The sequence below is a fragment of the Nocardioides psychrotolerans genome, from assembly GCF_900113685.1.
GTDB lineage: Bacteria > Actinomycetota > Actinomycetes > Propionibacteriales > Nocardioidaceae > Nocardioides > Nocardioides psychrotolerans.
In genome coordinates, this window is the sequence record NZ_FOQG01000014.1 from 110,290 (window position 1) to 127,146 (window position 16,857).

The window sequence follows — 16,857 nt, forward strand, 5'->3', positions numbered from 1 at the left end:
GGCCGCGAGTCTAGGAGGACTTGCGGGCAGCCCACTCGCGGATGCGGTCGATGCGCAGGTGCAGCTGCTCGGCGTTGGCGACCGCGGCTGCGGGACCACCGCACTCCTTGCGCAGGGCGGCGTGGGTGATGCCGTGGGCCTTGCCGGTGCGGTGGTGCCAGGCGGCGACCAGGCCGTTGAGCTCGCGCCGCAGCACCGCCAGCTGCTCGTGGGTGGAGACCTCGGCGATCGTGTCCGGCTCCGGGGTCGCACGCTTCTGCAACTTGGCGCGGTCGCTCTGGCGCTGCTGGAGCAGCTCGCGCATCTGGCCGGGCTCGAGCAGGCCGGGGATGCCGAGGAAGTCCATCTCCTCGTCGGAACCGACGTGCACCTCGCCGGCGTGGCCGAACTCGCCGCCGTCGTAGAGCACCCGGTCGAAGCGGGCCTCGGAGCCGATCGCCTCGAAGGGCAGGCCTTCGTCCTCGCCCTCGGTGCCGGTGGCCTCGGCCGCGGCCATCAGCTCCTTCTCGGCGGCGAAGATGTCACCCTCGTCGCTGACCTTGCGGCCCAGCACGTGGTCGCGCTCGACCTCCATCTCGGAGGCGAAGCCGAGCAGGGCCGGCACCGACGGCACGAACACCGAGGCGCTCTCTCCACGGGACCGCGCCCGCACGAAACGACCGACGGCCTGGGCGAAGAAGAGCGGGGTCGAGGTGGTCGTGGCGTAGACGCCGACGGCGAGCCGTGGCACGTCGACCCCCTCGGAGACCATCCGGACCGCGACCATCCAACGCGCCTCGCTCGTGGCGAAGCCCGTGATCTTCTTCGAGGCGGCCTTCTCGTCGGAGAGCACCACGACCGGGGCCTCGCCGCTGATGCGGCGCAGCACCTTGGCATAGGCACGTGCGGACTCCTGGTCGGTGCAGATCACCAGCCCGCCGGCGTCCGGCACGTGGCGTCGTACCTCCGAGAGGCGACGGTCCGCCGCCTCGAGCACCGAGGGGATCCAGGAGCCGGCCGGGTCGAGCGCGGTGCGCAGCGCCTGGGAGGTCAGGTCCTTGGTGAGCGGCTCGCCGAGACGGGCGACGATCTCGTCACCGGCGCGGGTGCGCCACTGCATCTCCCCCGAGTAGGCCAGGAAGAGCACGGGGCGGACGACATGGTCGGCCAGCGCCTGGGCGTAGCCGTAGGTGTAGTCGGCGACCGAGCGCGGGACGCCGTCGTCGCCGGGCGCGTAGGTGACGAACGGGATCGGGTTGATGTCGGAGCGGAACGGCGTGCCGGTCAGCGCGACGCGGCGGGCTGCGGGCTGGAACGCCTCGCGCACGCCCTCGCCCCACGACAGCGCGTCACCGGCGTGGTGCACCTCGTCGAGGATCACGAGGGTCTTGAAGCGCTCGCTGCGGATGCGCATCGCGAGCGGGTTGACCGCGACGCCGGCATAGGTGACGGCGACGCCGAGGAAGTCGCTGGAGATCTTGCCCTTGCCGGCGGAGTACGTCGGGTCGATGGGGATGCCCGCCTTGGCCGCAGCCTCCGCCCACTGGAGCTTGAGGTGCTCGGTGGGGGCGACGACGATGATCCGGTCGACGATGCGGCGACCGATCAGCTCCGCGGCGAGCGAGAGCGCGAAGGTCGTCTTGCCAGCGCCCGGGGTCGCCACCGCCAGGTAGTCGCGAGGCATCCGGGCGAGGTAGTCGCGCAGGGCGGCGGTCTGCCACGCACGCAGCGAGGGCGCCGTGCCCCAGGCCGCGCGATCCGGCCAGGCAGGCGTGAGCCCCGGGGCGAGGCCGGTGGAGGGCGAGGAGGCGGCTGGCTGGTCGCCGCCGGTCACTCCTTCTCGTCCTTGAGGTTCTCCCAGACGTCCTTGCAGTCAGGACACACGGGGAACTTCTCCGGCGCGCGATTGGGCACCCAGACCTTGCCGCACAGCGCGACGACGGGCGTGCCCATCACCATCGCCTCGGTGAGCTTCTCCTTCTCGACGTAGTGCGAGAAGCGCTCGTGGTCACCCTCGTCGGTCGGGACGGTGCGACGGTCCTGCTCGACGCCCGCATCCGTCGTGGTCGAGAAGCCGATGGTGGTCACGGCGCCAACTCTACGACGACTCGGGGCCTCAGGTCAGATCGGGCGGTCGTCAGTTGAGGTCGGGGTCGACCGGCCGCGTGGAGTGCCACGCCAGGTCGCCGGGCTGGCGGCGCAGCACGTCGCGCCAGAGGTCGCTGGGGTCCTCGCGGAAGATGTCGTCGGCCTGCGCGGACACGACGTACCAGCTGCCCTCCTCGATCTCTGCGTCGAGCTGGTCCGCACCCCACCCGGCATAGCCCGCGAAGATCCGCATCTCCGCGACGCTGCCCTCCAGGAGCTCGACCGGGGTGTCGAGGTCGACCAGGCCGAGCTGACCGGTCACCTCACGAAACCCCACGGGCGAGGGCGTCGAGGCACGCAGCAGCGCGACGGCCAGGGCACCCTCGATGCCGACCGGTCCGCCCTGGAAGAGCACCTCGGGCTCGGCCACGACGTCGCGCCATGGCTCGAGCACCTCGGCCACCGGCAGCCCGGAGGGGCGGTTGAGCACCACGCCCAGGGCACCGGTGTCGTCGACGTCGAGGATCAGCACGACGGTCGCAGCGAAGTTGGGGTCCAGCAGCGCATGCGTGGCCACGAGCAGCATCCCTGCCTGCACGTCGGTCACCTCGCCATCATGCACCAGTCCCGGCCGCGCCGGGGGTCGGTCGTCAGGCTGCGACGACCGCCTTGAGTCGCTCGAGCAGGCTGGGTCGGGCCGGGTGCAGCACCACGGCGGGCGCGCCATGGTGGCGCAGCCGGGCCGCCTCCTCGAGACGGGCGCCGACACCGGCGGACGTGGCGTCGCCGACGCTGGAGCGTCCGGCCATCACGGCCAACATCACGTGCTCCTTGCGCGTCGCCTTCGTCATGGCCTCGGCCATGGCGTCGTCGAGGGGCTCGACCCGGTAGTGGTCGAGGATCATGCGGATCCCGGGCAGCGTGTCGGCGGTCTCGCCCCAGGCACGCTCGATGGCCTCGTCCAGGTCCATCGGTTGGTCGACGAGAGCACGCTCGATGCTGCCCGCGAGGCGGGTGTGCCACTTCAGCTGCAGGGCGGCGAGCAGGGTCAGCTCGTCACCGAACGTCGCGGCGACGCCGTCGAGGTCCATCGGGAGGGTGCCGTTGCGGCGATCGTCGGCGGCGGTGGTGACGAGGCGGAGGAGCTCGCCCCGGTTGCGAAAGGTCGTCCAGGTCATGGTCAGGCCTCTACTTTCTCGGGCACTCACATACTGAAGGTACGTACTCAGAGTATGGAACCGACCCTCGGGATACCAACCCCACGAGGGGTGATCCTGACCACCAGTGCCAGGCGTCACACCTATGCTTCGTCGAATGAGCAAGTCCTCGGTCTCCAGGCTCGTCCCCAAGGTGCCCAGCGTCCCCGGCGCCAGCAGGCGCGCGGCATACTCCGCCTCGACGAAGCGCGCCCTCATCGACGTCGCCGAGCAGCTCTTCACCGACCACGGCTACGCCGCCGCGTCCCTGGACCAGATCGTCGCGGGCGCCCAGGTCACCAAGGGCGCGCTCTACCACCACTTCAGCGGCAAGCAGGCGCTCTTCGAGGCCGTCTTCGAGCGGGTCGAGAGCGATGCCTCGAAGGCGGTCAAGAAAGCACTCAAGGGCCATCGCGACGACCCCTGGGAGAAGGCGCTGGCCGGCCTGCGCGCGTTCCTCGAGGTCGTGCAGGAGCCGCGTTACCGACGGATCGTGATCCAGGAGGGACCTGCGGTCCTCGGTTACGAGCGCTACCGCGAGCAGGAGGAGCGCTCGACGTTCGCCAATGTCCTCGACATCGTCAAGTCAGTACTCACGGCCGGCGACTGGGAGCTCGACGAGGCGATGCAGCAGACCTTCGCCCGGATCTTCTTCGGGGCGATGTCATCGGCCGGCGAGGCCGTCTCGAGCTCCGACGACCCGATCGCGGCCGCCGTGCGCGTGGAGACCGCGATCGGCTTCATCCTCTCGGGCTTCCAGGTCCTCGTCGAGAACGACGTGACCCTGCCCAACGCGTTCCACGAGGACGACTCCGCGACCTCGTGACGGGGCCGCTCCGCGGCTACTTGCTGAACTGCACGTCCCCGCCGGACCGGGGCACCAGCTCGATCCAGACCCGACCCGCGGGCACGGTGAGCGGACCGGCCTGCGTCCGCAGCTGGATCGGAGCCTTCAGCGAGCTCTTCGACCACGTGCCACGCACGAGGCGACCGTCGTGGAAGAGCATCGCGTCGCCCGCACCCTCGAAGATCGTCTCGGGCACCGGGTTGCCGGCCGGGTCGCGGTAGCCGGCGTCGCCGACCTCGACCCGCAGCGCCAGCACGGTGTCGGCCGGGAAGCGGTCGCCCTCGGCGGCAAAGGAGTTGTCGTTGACGTAGCCGCCGTCGCGGAACGACCAGGTGGTCGTGTGCCCACCGGAGAAGCTGGCCGAGATCTCGGTCGCGGGCTGGCCCGAGGGCAGGTCCTCCGCGTCACCCCAGGGCAGGTAGTCCTGGGGTCGTTCGGCGCCCTGCTCGATCAAGGAGGCGGTGTCGGCGAGGTTGGTGAAGAGGTTGTACGGCGCCGAGCGGCTGCTCTCGCGGTAGAACCCCTTGGCACCCTCGGCGAAGAACGTGATGCCGGCGTCCTTGATGCGGCTGATCGTGATCGGCGCAGCGCCGCTGGTGACCATCGCGGCCCCGACCGGGCTGACGATGCCGATGTCGCTCGCGCGCATCGAGCGCACGGGGCCGACCTCACTGGGGACCTGCGAGTAGTAGAAGGCAGCCAAGCGGGTCACCCCGCCCTCGACGAGCTCCTCCACGACCAGGTCGGCCTCACCGAGCCCGACCTGGGGTGCGCTCGAGGGGGTGTTGTCCATCTTGAGCACCAGCACCGGGTGCTTCTGCTCGGCGTTCTTGCCGTCGGCGACGTCGAGGCCGGTCAGGGGCCAGGTCTGGGGCGTCTCGGCAGCGGCCGCACTGGCCTGCGCCTCGGGGCTGTCGCTCGCGGGACTCTTCTCGTCGCCTCCGCAGCCGGCGAGGACGAGGCTTCCGGCGATGATGACGGTGGCGAGCAGGCGGGTTGAGCGCACGGTGGAACTCCCTACGTGTAGCAATTCACTCGACTTCAAGTGTGCGGGCGCCGAGGTCCGTGAAGAGGGACCTCGGCGCCCGGCGTGGCGTGGCGTCGTGTGGCGGCTGGTCAGCCGAGCTTGGCACCGCCGTCGACGTAGAGCGTCTGACCGGTGATGTAGGACGCCTCGTCGCTGCAGAGGAACGCGGCCGCAGCAGCGATGTCCTCGGGGAAGCCGACACGGCGTACGGGGTTGGCCTCGGCGTTGAGCCTGCGGAACTCCTCGACGTCCATCTTGAGCCGCGCGGCCGTGGCGTCGGTCATCTCGGTGGCGATGAAGCCGGGAGCGATGGCGTTGGCGTTGATGCCGAACGGGCCGAGCTCGATGCCGAGGGTGCGGGTGAAGCCCTGGACACCCATCTTGGCGGCCGAGTAGTTGGCCTGGCCGCGGTTGCCGAGCGCGGAGACGCTCGAGAGGTTGAGGATCTTGCCGTACTTCTGCTCGACGAAGTGCTTCTGGGCGGCCTTCGTCATGAGGAACGCACCCTTGAGGTGGACGTTCATGACCAGGTCCCAGTCGTCCTCGGTCATCTTGAAGAGCAGGTTGTCGCGGGTGATGCCGGCGTTGTTGACCAGCACGTGGATGCCGCCCAGCTCAGCGACGGTGCGGGTGATGGCCGCCTCGGCCGACTCCCCGTTGCTCACGTCGCAGCCGATGCCGAGGGCCTTGGCGCCCTCGACGAGCGGCAGCTTGGCCGCCGCCTCGGCGGCAGCGGACTCGTCGAGGTCGATGATCGCGACCGACGCGCCCTCCTCGGCGAACCGCGTGGCGGTCCCGAACCCGATGCCGCGCGCGGCTCCGGTGACGACGACGATGCGTCCGTCATAACGACCCATGGTGCTGACTCCCTAGTCTCGGTGGCGGAACGCCCGACACTCTAGAGGCGCCTCAGACCTCCGTGCCGGGGGGCTCGGTCTGCGTCGGCGCGACGGGGTCGCACTGACCCAGGGTGATCGCCTTGTAGGTCGCGAACTCGGGCGAGGAGATAGCGGCCTCGGGGTAGTCCTCGGCCGGCAGCTCGGCATACCAGCGCACGGCCTCGAGCAGCTCGTCGGCCGCCGGCGACCCGTCGAGCTGGTCCTCGGCCAGCGGCACGGCGGCGACGAAGCGCTCGATGGTCTCCTCGTAGTCACCCTCGTTGAACGCCGCGATGCCGGCGCGCACCTCGGCACACACGGCAGTGTCGGTCGTGGCCGGCTCGAGCGCCGGGGCCGAGCGCTGGGCCCGGTCGGTCGTGGCCGTGCACGCGGTCGTCGCCGCGACCAGGAGTGTGGCGAGCAAGAGCCTCATGCCTCCGAGGCTAGGTCAGGCTAGGTGAGAACAGCGCGCAGCCGGGCGGCGTACGACGCGGGCTCGCCGTCGGCGTAGGTCGTGCGCGGCCAGAAGAACCCGCGCAGCCCGTCGCCCTTGGTGCGGGGCACGACGTGCAGGTGCAGGTGCGGCACCGACTGGCTCACGGTGTTGTTGATCGCGACGAAGCTGCCCTGCGCACCGAACTCGTCGACGACGGCCGTGGCGATCCGCTGGGCAGCGGCGAGGAAGCCGTCACGGAGCCCGGCCGGGAGGTCGGGCAGGGTCACGACGTGCTGCCGCGGGACGAGCAGCACGTGGCCCTTGAAGACCGGGCGGACGTCGAGGAACGCGACGAAGTCGGCCTCGTCGAGGACCAGGTGCCCCTCGGTCTCCCCGGAGACGATCGCGCAGAAGACGCAGGTGGCCATGTGCCCGAGTATCCTTCAGGCGCAGAGGGTTTTGCGCGTCTTGGAGGTGGGTTCGGCGCGCTGTCGTTGCCTACCCTGAAGGACCCACGTGTCACCGCTCGCCTCCTACCGGCGTCTCTTCGACCTCGCCGGTCCCCTCTACGTCGCCGTCGCGTTCCTGGGCCGTCTCCCGCTCAGCATGAGCCAGATCGGCACGATGCTGCTGGTCTCCTCCGCCACCGGCTCCTACGGCATCGGCGGCCTCGCCGCTGGCGCGCTCGCCGTCGCCAACGCGATCGGCTCGCCCGTCGCCGGTGAGCTCGCCGACCGCGTCGGGCAGCGCCCTGTCGTCCTGGTGCAGTCGATCGTGGGCGCCGTCGGACTCGTGGCCCTGGTCTCCCTGACCGGCACCGACGCCGCCGACGGGTCCCTGATCGCCACGGCCGGGCTGGTCGGACTGGTGCTGCCGCAGGTCGGGCCGCTGGCCCGGGTGCGCTGGCGCCCGATCACCCGTGACACCGGCCATCGTCAGCCGCGGCTCATGGACGCCGCGTTCTCCTACGAGGGCGCCGCCGACGAGGCGTCGTTCGTCCTCGGGCCGGCGCTCGTGGGCGTCGTGGTCGTCCTGGTCTCCCCGTCCGGCGCGATGCTGCTGGCGGCCGCGCTCCTCGCCGTCTTCGGCTGCGCGTTCGCCGCCCACCCGACGGCCCGCCTCACCGGCGGCTCCACCGGCGCGCTCGGTGGTGACGGTCGCATCCTCACCGCGGTCTTCGTCGGGCTGCTGCTCGCCCAGGGCTGCCTCGGCCTCTTCTTCGGCTCGATCCAGACCGGCACGACCGCGCTGGCGACCGAGGTCGGGCGCCCCGGCCTCGCCGGGATCATCCACTCCTGCCTCGGCGTCGGCAGCGTGCTCGCCGGGCTCGCGACCGTCGCGATCTCCGAGCGGGTCGGCCAGGAGCGCCGGGTCCTGGTGTCGGCATCGGCGCTCGTGGTCCTGTCGCTGCCGCTGCTGCTCGTCGACTCGGTCGCCGGGCTCATCGTGACCGTGCTGTTCCTCGGCTTCGGCGTGGCGCCCTACATGATCGGTGTCTTCAGCATCGGCGAGCGCGCGGTTCCCGCTGGTCGCGTGGGCCTCGCGATGACGCTGCTGGCCGGCGCGACCGGGATCGGCTACGCCGTCGGCTCAACCCTCGCCGGTCGTCTCGCCGACCTCCACGGCCACCCGGCTGCCTTCGCCGTCACCGTGTCGGCCACGGTGCTGGCCGTGGCGCTGGCCACCCTCGGCCAGCGGCCGGTGCGCCGGATGCTGGCCCAGGTCACGCTCGCGCGGGCTGACGCACCGCTCACCGGCTGACCCGGCCCGTCAGCGCGCGACCGCGTCCCCGGTCTGCACCCGCCACAGCGCGGCGTAGGAGCCGTCAGCGGAGATGAGCTCGTCGTGCGTCCCACTCTCGACGATCCGGCCCGCCTCGAGCACCCAGATCCGGTCGGCGTGGCGCACGGTCGAGAGCCGGTGGGCGACGACGAGCGCAGTCGTGCGGGCCGCGACGTCGGCCAGGGAGCGCTGGATGGCGGCCTCGGTCTCGTTGTCGACGGCGCTGGTGGCCTCGTCGAGGACCAGCAGCGCGGGGTCGCGCAGCAGCGCACGGGCCAGCGCGAGTCGCTGACGCTGGCCACCCGAGAGCGTGACGCCACGCTCGCCGACGTGGGTGTCCAGGCCCTCGGGGAGTGCATTGATGACGTCGAGGGCGGCGGCCCGCGCCGCTGCTCGTCGTACGTCGTCCCGGGTCGCGCCGGGCGCGCCGTAGGCGATGTTGTCGGCCAGTGTCCCGGCGAAGAGGAACACGTCCTGGGCGACGTAGCCCATGGAGCCGCGCAGGGAGTCCCAGTCGAGGTCGCGGACGTCCTGGCCGTCGAGGAGCACCGTGCCCTCACGCGGGTCGTCGAAGCGCAGCACCAGCCGCAGCAGCGAGGACTTCCCCGACCCGGTCGGGCCGACGATCGCGTGGGTCTCCCCCGCCGGGACGACCAGGTCGATGCCGTGGAGCACGTCGGGCCCGTCGGCGTAGCCGGAGCGCACCCCGCGCAGCTCGACCCTGCCGCTGACCGGCTTGGCGAGAACGGTGTGGCCGGCCGGCACCGTGACCGGCACGGCCAGCAGGGCGAGGATGCGACCCGCCGAGGCCCGGCCGCGCTGGTAGAGGTCGAGGACGGTCGCGACATCGGTGAGCGGCCAGAGCAGTCGCTGGGTCATGAAGACGAGCACGGAGTAGAGGCCGACCTCGAGGTCGCCGCGCAGCGTGGCCCAGCCCCCCAGGAGCAGGGTGCAGGTGAAGCCCGCGAGGATCGCCATCCGCACCAGCGGCACGAAGGCCGCCGACGAGCGGATGGCGGCGGCGTTGGCGTCGCGGTAGGCCGCAGAGGCGCCCTCGATGCGGGTCCGCTCGCGGTCCTCGGCGGTGAAGGCCTTGATCGTCGCGATGCCGCCGAGGTTGGCGCCGAGCGCGCTGGAGAGGTCGGCGACGGCGCTGCGCACGCGGTCGTAGAGCGGCTCGAGGCGGCGCTGGAAGACCAGGGAGCCAACGACGATCAGCGGGATCGGCAGGAAGGCGAGGACCAGCAGCTGCAAGGAGGACGCCGCGAAGACCGCACCGACCAGGATCACGTTGAGCGTGGTCTGCAGGATCGCCGGGAAGCCGATGTCGAGGAAGCGCTCGAGCTGGTTGACGTCGTCGTTGAGGGTGGCCAGCGTCGAGCCCTGCGGCCGCGACTCGTGCCACCCCAGGTCGAGGTGCTGCACGTGGTCGTAGGCCTCGACGCGCAGGTCGTGCTCGACGCCCTGGGCGAGGCCACGCCACAGGACGGCCGCGACGTACTCGCTCGCGGACTCGACCACCCAGATCACCGCGTTGATGCCCGCGAGCCAGGCGAGCTGGGTGTAGCGAGAGTCGACGCCGAGGAGGTCGGCCACGATCGAGTCATTGCCGCGCACCACGACGTCGACGGCCGCGCCGATGAGGAGCTCGGGCGCCACGTCGGCGACCTTGTTGAGCACCGACATGACGACGGCCCAGGTGAAACGTGTGCGGTAGCGCCCGTAGCGGTCCCAGAGGGCGCGCAGGGGTGCGGCGGGTGCTGCAGGGGTGGTCACGGATCTCCTCGGGCGCGGACGGACGAACGGGTTAGGTTAACCTAAGTCGATCGTCCGGCCGCTGCCGCGCCCGCGGGAGCCTCAGTCGAGCCAGGCCTCGCGGGCCTCGACCGCGGAGTCGGGGAAGTCGGCGAAGATCCCGTCGACACCGGCGTCGAGGAACGCCGTCACCTCGGCGAGGATGTCGCCCTTGGCGTTGGGGTCGACGCCCCGACGGAAGTTGGTGGCCATGAACTGGTTCTCGTCACGCAGGGTGAAGACCACGACGCGCAGGCCGGCGGCGTGCGCGTCGTCGACCAGGTCGCTAGGAGCACCGGTCGCGCCGGCGGCGTCGCGCGGCAGCACCAGGTCCTTGGTGGGGCCGACCCACTCGGCGTACGAGCTGATCCGGCGCAGGCCGGCGGCCGTCACGAGGTCGCGGTAGGTCGTGCCGGTGCCGGCGACCACCTGGTCGTAAGGCGCACCGCTGCCGTCCACGAGCTGCTCGAGCGGTAGGTCGGTGCGGCGGTCGAGCTCACGCAGGTTGGTGACCTCGAAGGACTGGATCAGCACCTTCGACCTCTTCTTGTCCAGCCCGGCCAGCTTCAGCTCGCGGAGCATCGGCTCCTCCAGGGAGAGACCGATCGAGTCGAAGTAGGTCGGGTGCTTGGTCTCGGGCGCGACCCCGACCGGGCGGCCGGCCTTGCGCGACTGCTCCTTCACCAGGGCCAGCACCTCGGCGAACGTCGGCACCTCGAAGCGACCGTCGTAGCGGGTGTTGTCGGGGCGCACCTGCGGCAGACGCTCCTGGGCGCGCAGCGTCTTGAGCTCGGCGAGCGTGAAGTCCTCGGTGAACCAGCCGGTCACCGGGCGGCCGTCGATCGTCTTCGTCGTACGACGAACAGCGAACTCGGGGTGGTCGGCCACGTCGGTGGTGCCGCTGATCTCGTTCTCGTGGCGGGCCACCAGCACGCCGTCCTTGGTCGAGACGAGGTCGGGCTCGATGTAGTCGGCACCCAGCTGGATGGCCAGCCGGTAGGAGGCCAGCGTGTGCTCGGGGCGGTAGCCCGACGCGCCCCGGTGGCCGAAGACCTGCGGCTCGGCGAGCTGGTGCACCGCCGACCGCTCGGGTGCGACGGGAGAGGCAGCGGCAGAGGCAGGGGCGGGGCCGGCCACCAGGACCGGGGTGGCGGCGAGGGCCGCGAGCAGGAGGACGGAGCGGGACAGGGGGTTCCGAGATGTCATGGCGACACCCGACCGGAACGAGATGACGGCGCGGCGATCCCCGGGTGAACCGCGCGTGACCCCGGGTGGTCTGCCCCACCCTGCCCGGCACCGGCCGATCCGCACGATCCCCGGTCACGTCGCCCCGATCCGTGGTCTCCTGAGCCATGTCCTCCCCTCGGAGCACAGCGGACCCGCTCTTCGACGGCGGCGGCGACATGGCGCGCCTGATCGCCGGGCACGACTGGGCGTCGACGGAGCTCGGCGTGATCCCGACCTGGTCGCCCTCCCTGTGGACGGCGACGGCCATCCTGCTGCGCAGCCGCTACCCGATGCTGCTGACGTGGGGTCCGGAGCTGGTGATGCTCTACAACGACGACTTCGTGCCCACCCTCGGCGACAAGCACCCGGCCGCGCTCGGTCGCCCCCTGCGGGAGCAGTACGCCGAGGTGTGGGACGTCGTGGGCCCGATGCAGACCGCGATCCTCGCGGGTGGGCCGGCGGTCTGGGACGAGGACCTCGCGCTCGTCGTCGAGCGCGGCGACGAACCCGAGGAGGCCTTCTTCACCTTCTCCTACTCCCACGTCCCTTGCGAGCACGGCGACGGTCCCGGAGGCGTCCTGACCGTGGTCGCGTTCACTACCGAGAAGGTCGTGGCCGCACGGCGTCTCGACCTGCTCAACCGGCTCGCCGGCCGCACCGACCTGACGGACGTCTCGGCCGCCGTCGCGACCTGCGTCGAGACCCTTGACTCGGTGGACACCGAGCTGCACCACGGAGCCCTCTACCTGCCCGGCGGACCGGACCTCGCGCCCGCGCTCGCCCGGGCCGGCTCCTTCGGCGACGTGCCCCCCGGCACGCTGCCGGACCAGACCGACGGCTCCGACGGTTCCGACGGCTCGATCGTGCGCGCCTGGCAGGACCAGGTCGTCGTGGTCGAGGAGCTCGAGACCACCCCGGGCGACGGTCGTCCACGGCGGCGACTCTCGCTCCCCGTGCGCGGACGGGACGGCGTGAGCGCCGTGCTGGTCGTCGCGCCGAACCCGCTGCGCCCGGCGGACGACGAGCAGCAGCGCTTCCTCGGGCTCGTCGCCGACCAGGTCGGCCAGATGCTCGGGCTCGCCACCGCGCGCGCCGAGGAACAGGCCCGGGTCGAGGCGCTGGCCGCGATCGACGCGGCCAAGTCGTCGTTCCTCTCCAGCGTCAGCCACGAGCTGCGCACACCGCTCACGCTGATCCTGGGACCGCTCGAGGACGCCCTCAATGGACGCGTCGCAACGATCGAGCGCGACGACCTCGAGGTGATGCACGCCAGCGCCCACCGGCTGCTCCGCCTGGTCGGCGGGCTGCTCGACGTCGCCCGGGTCGAGAGCGACACCCTGGTCGCCGTCCGCGAGCCCACCGACGTCGCCGAGCTCACCGCCGACCTGCTCGGGCCGTTCCTGGCCGCGGCGAGCCGGGCCGGGATGCACCTGGACCGTGACCTCGACCCCGACATCGGCGTCATCGACCTCGACCCGGAGCTGTGGGAGAAGATCCTGCTCAACCTGGTCGGCAACGCGCTCAAGTACACCCACGAGGGCTCCGTGACCGTGTCGCTGACCGTCGCAGACTCCGACCTTGTGCTGACCGTCGCCGACACCGGTCTCGGGATCCCCGAGCCGGAGGTCGACCGGGTCTTCGACCGCTTCCACCGGGTCCGGACCCCGGAGTCCGGCTACGCGGAGGGCACCGGGCTCGGGCTCGCACTGGTGGCCGACGCGGCCGCCGCCCTGGGTGGCTGGGTCCAGCTGGTCACCCAGCTCGGCGCCGGCTCGAGCTTCACGGTCGTGGTCCCGCTGCGTCCCAGCACCGGGGCGCCGCACCAGCTCCCGCCGACACGACTCGACGCGGCCCGCGCCCCCGCGCTCGACCTAGCACCGACCGCCGACGCCCCCGACCCGTCGTACGACGGAGCACGCGAGGGCGCCGCCGGCCCGCTCGTGCTGGTCGTGGAGGACAACCCGGCGATGCGGGACCGGTTGGCGCGCGTGCTGGCGCCGCTCGGCACGATCCGACGCGCCGCCGACGGCGTCGCCGCCTGGGAGGTCCTGGGTGCGGAGCCGGTCGACCTGGTCGTGACCGACGTGATGATGCCGCGGATGGGTGGCATCGGGCTGCTGAAGGCGATCCGGTCGGAGCCGAGCCTCGCGCACCTGCCGGTCGTCGTCCTCTCCGCGCGCGCCGGCGCCGAGGCCGCGACGGGGGCCCTCGAGGCCCGGGCCGACGACTACGTCGTCAAGCCCTTCACCTCCGAGGAGCTGCTCGCGCGGTGCCGCGCGAGCCTGGAGATGGCCACCCTCCGGGCCGAGGTAGCGGCCACCGGGGTGCGGGCCACGGTGCTGGCCGGCGTCAGCCACGACATGCAGACACCGCTCGCCGTCATCAACGGGGCGCTGGAGATGCTGGATCTGGACGGGCTCACCGACGAGCAGCGCGAGCGCGTGACCGGACGCGCCCGCGCCGGGGCCCAGCGGCTGAGTCGACTCGTCACCCAGTTCCTCGACTGGTCCCGGCTCACCGCCGGGGTGGCCCTCGACCCGCTCGCCGAGCCCACCGACCTGCGGGGGCTCGCCGAGCGGGTGGCCCAGCAGCACGACCGGGTCGTGGTGCTCATCGAGGAGGATCTGGTCGTCACCTGCGACCCGGGGCGCACGGAGCAGATCCTGCACAACCTCGTGGAGAACGCCTTGCGCGTGGCGCGGACCCAGGTCGTCCTGCAGGTCACGCGGGTCGGCCAGGAGGCAGCGGTGCACGTCGACGACGACGGCGTCGGCGTCGAGGCCCGTGTGCTCCCCCACCTCTTCGAGGCCTTCGGACCGAGCTCCCACCGCCACGGCAACGGGCTCGGCCTGCACGTGTCCCGACAGGCCGCCCGCGCCCAGGGCGGCGAGCTGGCGCTCGCGCATACCGGGGAGCGAGGTTCTGTCTTCGTTCTCACGATGCCGCTGGCGGGCATAGGTTGAGTGACATGAAGGTGCTGGTGGCGGACGACAACGAGGACGTCCGTTTCATGATGTCGACGCTCCTGGAGTTTCGCGGGTGGGTGGTCCACACCGCCACCAGTGGCCAGGAGGCCCTCACCCTGCTCGGGGCCGACCACTACGACGCCGCGGTGCTCGACCAGACCATGCCGCCGCTGTCGGGCCTCGAGGTGGCGAGCATCCGCCGCGACGCCGGCGACCAGACACCGTTCGTGCTGTGGACCGGGTGGACCAGCGAACTCGACCGCGACGAGATCACCCGTTGTCGCGTGGTCGTCATGGACAAGTCCGACGTCAACCGGCTGCCGGCGATGCTGGAGTCGCTCGCAGCCGGCAACGCGTCGCGCTAGACGTCGGGGCAGCCGCCCTCGCCGGTCTCGCGCACCGACATCGGGGCGGTGTCGTAGGTCGCCCAGGCACCACCCGGCGCTTCCACGCACAGCCGGAACTCCACCGCGTCCTCGTCGTAGACGTAGGTGCCGATCTGGTTGCCCTCGCTCAGCTCCTGACCGGCCGGCCCGAGCGACGCCAGCGCGCCGGCGAGGTCGCGTGGATAGGCGTCCTCGGAGCGGTAGAAGCCCTCCAGCCGCACGGCGAGCCGCTCGACGTCGGCGGCGACCGAGGCCAGCGCGGGGTCGATGCCGGACGCGGTCGGCGCTCCGACGTCGAAGACCGGCTCCGCGGTGCCCTCCTCCGCGCCACAACCCACGAGACCGATCAGGCTGGTGAGGAGGAGAGCCGCTGCCGTCGCCACGGCAGCGCGCCTCACAGGCTGACCCGGACCGGCTCGTAGCCGTGCGAGCGGTCCAGGGCGGAGCGCAGCACGGTGTGTGCGTAGAGGTCGCTGCGCGTCTCGAGCGCGTGGACGATCGCCTGCTGCAGGTCACGCACCTCCGAGCGCTCGGCCAGCGCGGCCTCGCGCCAGACCGCGGCGGAGGGCTCGTCGTACGGAGTCGGGCGCGGAGCGCCGGCGCGGACCAGGAGCCCGCAGGCCGCGGCGAGCACGACCAGCGCGAACGCGGCGAGCAACATGGCGGTCCCTCTCGTCGGTTGCCGCGCCCCCTCAGGTGCGGTCAGAGCAGACAACGAGCGGCTGCGCCGATGGTGACGGCGGACCTCAGCGGGCAGGCGAGCGGTCCAGACCGAGCCAGTCGGCCAGGTCACGGATCTCGCGCGCGACGGCCGCGGTCATCGCCTTCGTGAACGGCGCGTCCTCGTGGATCGCCACGACCTCGAGCACGCCGGCGTCCCGGTCGGCGCGCGCGTCAACCTTGCCGACCAGCCGGTCGTCATGGAGCACCGGCAACGCGTAGTAGCCCCAGATCCGATGCGCCGCCGGCTTGAACATCTCCAGCACGTAGTCGAACTCGAAGACCTCGTCCATCCGCCTGCGGTCGTAGACGAGCCGGTCGAACGGCGAGAGGAGCGCCGTACGCCCCACGAACGGTTGCCCGAGCAGGGCAGGGTCCACCCGCCACTGCCCCTTGACGCCCTCGACCACGGCCGCCTCGCCCGCCTCCCCGACACTGTGGGGCTCTCCGGGCACCTTCGCGGAGCGGGCCCGCGCGATGCCGAGGCCCCGCAGCCGCGCCTCGTCACGCACCTGCAGGGCCTCCTCGGCGGGCACCGCGGGGTCGTCGGGGTAGATCCGCTCCGCGAGGTCCCACAACCGCTCGCGCCCCCCGCGCCCGGCCACCGCAACCTCGCCGCGCTGCACCAGCTGCTCGAGCATCATCCGCACGTTGCGGTTGTTGTTCCACCCCGTCGAGGGCCACGGCACCACGCACGAGTCGGGCAGCTCGCTGGCCGGCAGCGGCCCGTCGCCGCGCAGGCGCTCGAGGATGTCGCGGCGGCACTCCTCGTTGGCCTCGATCCAGCCGAGCAGGCGCCGCTGCCAGTCCTTCAGCTCGCCGGCGCCCGGCCACTGCTCCATCTCGGCCCGGAAGAGCCGCATGTCCCTCGCAGCCCGGGCCGCACCACCGAAGTCGACGAGTCGTTGCTCGTCCAGTGCGTCGACCAGGTCCTGGGGGTCGTACGCCGAGCCGAGCCTGCTCCACAGCACCAGGTCGGCGCTCGGCGCGATCGCGTTGGTCGGGTCGAGCTGCACCAGCGTCAGGTGACGCACCGTCTCGACGACGTCCGTGGGTCGCTCGGCGTCCAGCAGCTGCGCGCGGATCGCGATGCGGCGCGCCTCGGTGCGGCTGAGCTGGTGCACGTCAGCCATGGTCGGCCCCCGGCATCCTGGGCACCAACAGGCGCGCCGCGGCTTCGTTGTCCGTCGATGGCAGCGGCTGTCCACAGATGCGTCTTCGTCGCTTCCGGATGTCGGCGGGTTGTCATATAATCGTAGGTATGTTCGACCTCGGGATCGCTCACCTCAGCCAGACCGCCACCGCCCTGGCCGTGGTCCCGCGCGACCTGGACGACGCCGAGCGGATCGACCTGATCGCGACCCTCGAGCAGCTGAAGAACACCGCATGTGCGATCCAGGCGATCGCGGCGGTCGACTTCGACCGCTCCCAACGATCCGCCCAGGTCGAGGCGGGGGCGCCGGCCCGACGCGTCGGCGAAGGAGTCGCCGCGCAGCTCGGCCTCGCCCGGCACGAGTCCCCCTTCCGTGGC

17 protein-coding genes and 1 pseudogene are annotated in these 16,857 nt (G+C 71.9%); 5 read left to right on the forward strand and 13 right to left on the reverse strand.

Translation table 11 applies throughout. The annotated features are described in order from the left end of the window. Window positions 1–10 precede the first annotated feature (10 nt). The 4 genes from BM204_RS16435 to BM204_RS16450 are packed head-to-tail and all read right to left on the reverse strand — an operon-like array spanning window position 11 to window position 3,245. Window positions 11–1,813: a DEAD/DEAH box helicase gene (locus tag BM204_RS16435; protein ID WP_091115565.1), complete on the reverse strand. Its 1,803-nt coding sequence runs from the start codon at window positions 1,811–1,813 to the stop codon at window positions 11–13. Next, a complete protein-coding gene (locus tag BM204_RS16440) occupies window positions 1,810–2,058 on the reverse strand; it encodes a DUF3039 domain-containing protein (protein WP_246166327.1) in 249 nt (82 codons plus the stop codon). Before BM204_RS16440 ends, BM204_RS16435 begins: the two co-directional genes overlap by 4 nt. A 58-nt stretch (window positions 2,059–2,116) precedes the next feature. Continuing rightward, window positions 2,117–2,674, reverse strand: a complete 558-nt coding sequence (locus BM204_RS16445; protein WP_170259199.1) for a YqgE/AlgH family protein — start codon at window positions 2,672–2,674, stop codon at window positions 2,117–2,119. 43 nt (window positions 2,675–2,717) lie between these two features. After that, on the reverse strand, window positions 2,718–3,245 hold the full coding sequence (locus BM204_RS16450; RefSeq protein ID WP_091115570.1) for a hypothetical protein: 528 nt from the start codon (window positions 3,243–3,245) through the stop codon (window positions 2,718–2,720). A gap of 136 nt (window positions 3,246–3,381) precedes the next feature. On the opposite strand from BM204_RS16450, the gene BM204_RS16455 reads away from it, so the two are divergent. Next, the gene (locus BM204_RS16455) at window positions 3,382–4,089 is read left to right on the forward strand and encodes a TetR/AcrR family transcriptional regulator (protein WP_091115573.1); all 708 of its coding nucleotides are present in this window, start codon (window positions 3,382–3,384) and stop codon (window positions 4,087–4,089) included. A gap of 16 nt (window positions 4,090–4,105) precedes the next feature. Here the strand turns inward: BM204_RS16455 and BM204_RS16460 are convergent, their stop codons facing one another. From BM204_RS16460 to BM204_RS16475, 4 genes are all read right to left on the reverse strand, one after another. Further along, window positions 4,106–5,116 carry a DUF3048 domain-containing protein gene (locus BM204_RS16460; RefSeq protein ID WP_170259200.1) on the reverse strand — a complete coding sequence of 337 codons (1,011 nt, stop codon included), beginning with the start codon at window positions 5,114–5,116 and terminating at the stop codon, window positions 4,106–4,108. A gap of 110 nt (window positions 5,117–5,226) precedes the next feature. Beyond that, complete coding sequence (locus BM204_RS16465; RefSeq protein ID WP_091115577.1) at window positions 5,227–5,994, reverse strand: SDR family NAD(P)-dependent oxidoreductase; 768 nt, start codon at window positions 5,992–5,994, stop codon at window positions 5,227–5,229. Between the two features lie 52 nt (window positions 5,995–6,046). Next, a complete protein-coding gene (locus tag BM204_RS16470) occupies window positions 6,047–6,448 on the reverse strand; it encodes a hypothetical protein (RefSeq protein ID WP_143099806.1) in 402 nt (133 codons plus the stop codon). A 20-nt stretch (window positions 6,449–6,468) separates the two neighbouring features. Further along, window positions 6,469–6,879, reverse strand: a complete 411-nt coding sequence (locus tag BM204_RS16475) for an HIT family protein (protein WP_091115582.1) — start codon at window positions 6,877–6,879, stop codon at window positions 6,469–6,471. Between the two features lie 88 nt (window positions 6,880–6,967). On the opposite strand from BM204_RS16475, the gene BM204_RS16480 reads away from it, so the two are divergent. Continuing rightward, window positions 6,968–8,212, forward strand: coding sequence for an MFS transporter (locus BM204_RS16480; protein WP_091115584.1), 1,245 nt, complete (start codon window positions 6,968–6,970; stop codon window positions 8,210–8,212). 9 nt (window positions 8,213–8,221) lie between these two features. On the opposite strand, the gene BM204_RS16485 is transcribed toward BM204_RS16480, so the two are convergent. Both BM204_RS16485 and BM204_RS16490 read right to left on the reverse strand, forming a co-directional pair. Further along, a complete protein-coding gene (locus BM204_RS16485) occupies window positions 8,222–10,009 on the reverse strand; it encodes an ABC transporter ATP-binding protein (RefSeq protein ID WP_246166317.1) in 1,788 nt (595 codons plus the stop codon). Between the two features lie 81 nt (window positions 10,010–10,090). Beyond that, window positions 10,091–11,233 carry a glycerophosphodiester phosphodiesterase gene (locus BM204_RS16490; RefSeq protein ID WP_091115587.1) on the reverse strand — a complete coding sequence of 381 codons (1,143 nt, stop codon included), beginning with the start codon at window positions 11,231–11,233 and terminating at the stop codon, window positions 10,091–10,093. A 146-nt stretch (window positions 11,234–11,379) separates the two neighbouring features. On the opposite strand from BM204_RS16490, the gene BM204_RS16495 reads away from it, so the two are divergent. Beyond that, window positions 11,380–14,217 carry an ATP-binding protein gene (locus BM204_RS16495; protein WP_091115588.1) on the forward strand — a complete coding sequence of 946 codons (2,838 nt, stop codon included), beginning with the start codon at window positions 11,380–11,382 and terminating at the stop codon, window positions 14,215–14,217. 5 nt (window positions 14,218–14,222) lie between these two features. Then, the gene (locus tag BM204_RS16500; protein ID WP_091115591.1) at window positions 14,223–14,585 is read left to right on the forward strand and encodes a response regulator; all 363 of its coding nucleotides are present in this window, start codon (window positions 14,223–14,225) and stop codon (window positions 14,583–14,585) included. Here the strand turns inward: BM204_RS16500 and BM204_RS16505 are convergent. The 3 genes from BM204_RS16505 to BM204_RS16515 form a co-directional block, all read right to left on the reverse strand. Then, window positions 14,582–14,989 carry a hypothetical protein gene (locus tag BM204_RS16505; protein ID WP_091115593.1) on the reverse strand — a complete coding sequence of 136 codons (408 nt, stop codon included), beginning with the start codon at window positions 14,987–14,989 and terminating at the stop codon, window positions 14,582–14,584. The two genes, BM204_RS16500 and BM204_RS16505, sit on opposite strands and share 4 nt — an antisense overlap. A gap of 11 nt (window positions 14,990–15,000) precedes the next feature. Beyond that, window positions 15,001–15,267 carry a hypothetical protein gene (locus BM204_RS16510; RefSeq protein ID WP_091115595.1) on the reverse strand — a complete coding sequence of 89 codons (267 nt, stop codon included), beginning with the start codon at window positions 15,265–15,267 and terminating at the stop codon, window positions 15,001–15,003. A gap of 85 nt (window positions 15,268–15,352) precedes the next feature. Then, window positions 15,353–16,459: a DNA glycosylase AlkZ-like family protein gene (locus BM204_RS16515; RefSeq protein WP_091115598.1), complete on the reverse strand. Its 1,107-nt coding sequence runs from the start codon at window positions 16,457–16,459 to the stop codon at window positions 15,353–15,355. Between the two features lie 128 nt (window positions 16,460–16,587). On the opposite strand from BM204_RS16515, the pseudogene BM204_RS16520 reads away from it, so the two are divergent. Further along, window positions 16,588–16,857 (forward strand): annotated as a pseudogene (locus BM204_RS16520) (hypothetical protein); the annotation flags it as partial.

Excerpts from the sequence above, each read along its gene's own strand:
- BM204_RS16450 (WP_091115570.1), bottom strand. The coding sequence starts at position 3,245 with ATGACCTGGACGACCTTTCGCAACCGGGGCGAGCTCCTCCGCCTCGTC.
- BM204_RS16455 (WP_091115573.1), top strand. The coding sequence starts at position 3,382 with ATGAGCAAGTCCTCGGTCTCCAGGCTCGTCCCCAAGGTGCCCAGCGTC.
- BM204_RS16465 (WP_091115577.1), bottom strand. The coding sequence starts at position 5,994 with ATGGGTCGTTATGACGGACGCATCGTCGTCGTCACCGGAGCCGCGCGC.
- BM204_RS16470 (WP_143099806.1), bottom strand. The coding sequence starts at position 6,448 with ATGAGGCTCTTGCTCGCCACACTCCTGGTCGCGGCGACGACCGCGTGC.
- BM204_RS16475 (WP_091115582.1), bottom strand. The coding sequence starts at position 6,879 with ATGGCCACCTGCGTCTTCTGCGCGATCGTCTCCGGGGAGACCGAGGGG.
- BM204_RS16490 (WP_091115587.1), bottom strand. The coding sequence starts at position 11,233 with ATGACATCTCGGAACCCCCTGTCCCGCTCCGTCCTCCTGCTCGCGGCC.
- BM204_RS16495 (WP_091115588.1), top strand. The coding sequence starts at position 11,380 with ATGTCCTCCCCTCGGAGCACAGCGGACCCGCTCTTCGACGGCGGCGGC.
- BM204_RS16500 (WP_091115591.1), top strand. The coding sequence starts at position 14,223 with ATGAAGGTGCTGGTGGCGGACGACAACGAGGACGTCCGTTTCATGATG.
- BM204_RS16510 (WP_091115595.1), bottom strand. The coding sequence starts at position 15,267 with ATGTTGCTCGCCGCGTTCGCGCTGGTCGTGCTCGCCGCGGCCTGCGGG.
- BM204_RS16515 (WP_091115598.1), bottom strand. The coding sequence starts at position 16,459 with ATGGCTGACGTGCACCAGCTCAGCCGCACCGAGGCGCGCCGCATCGCG.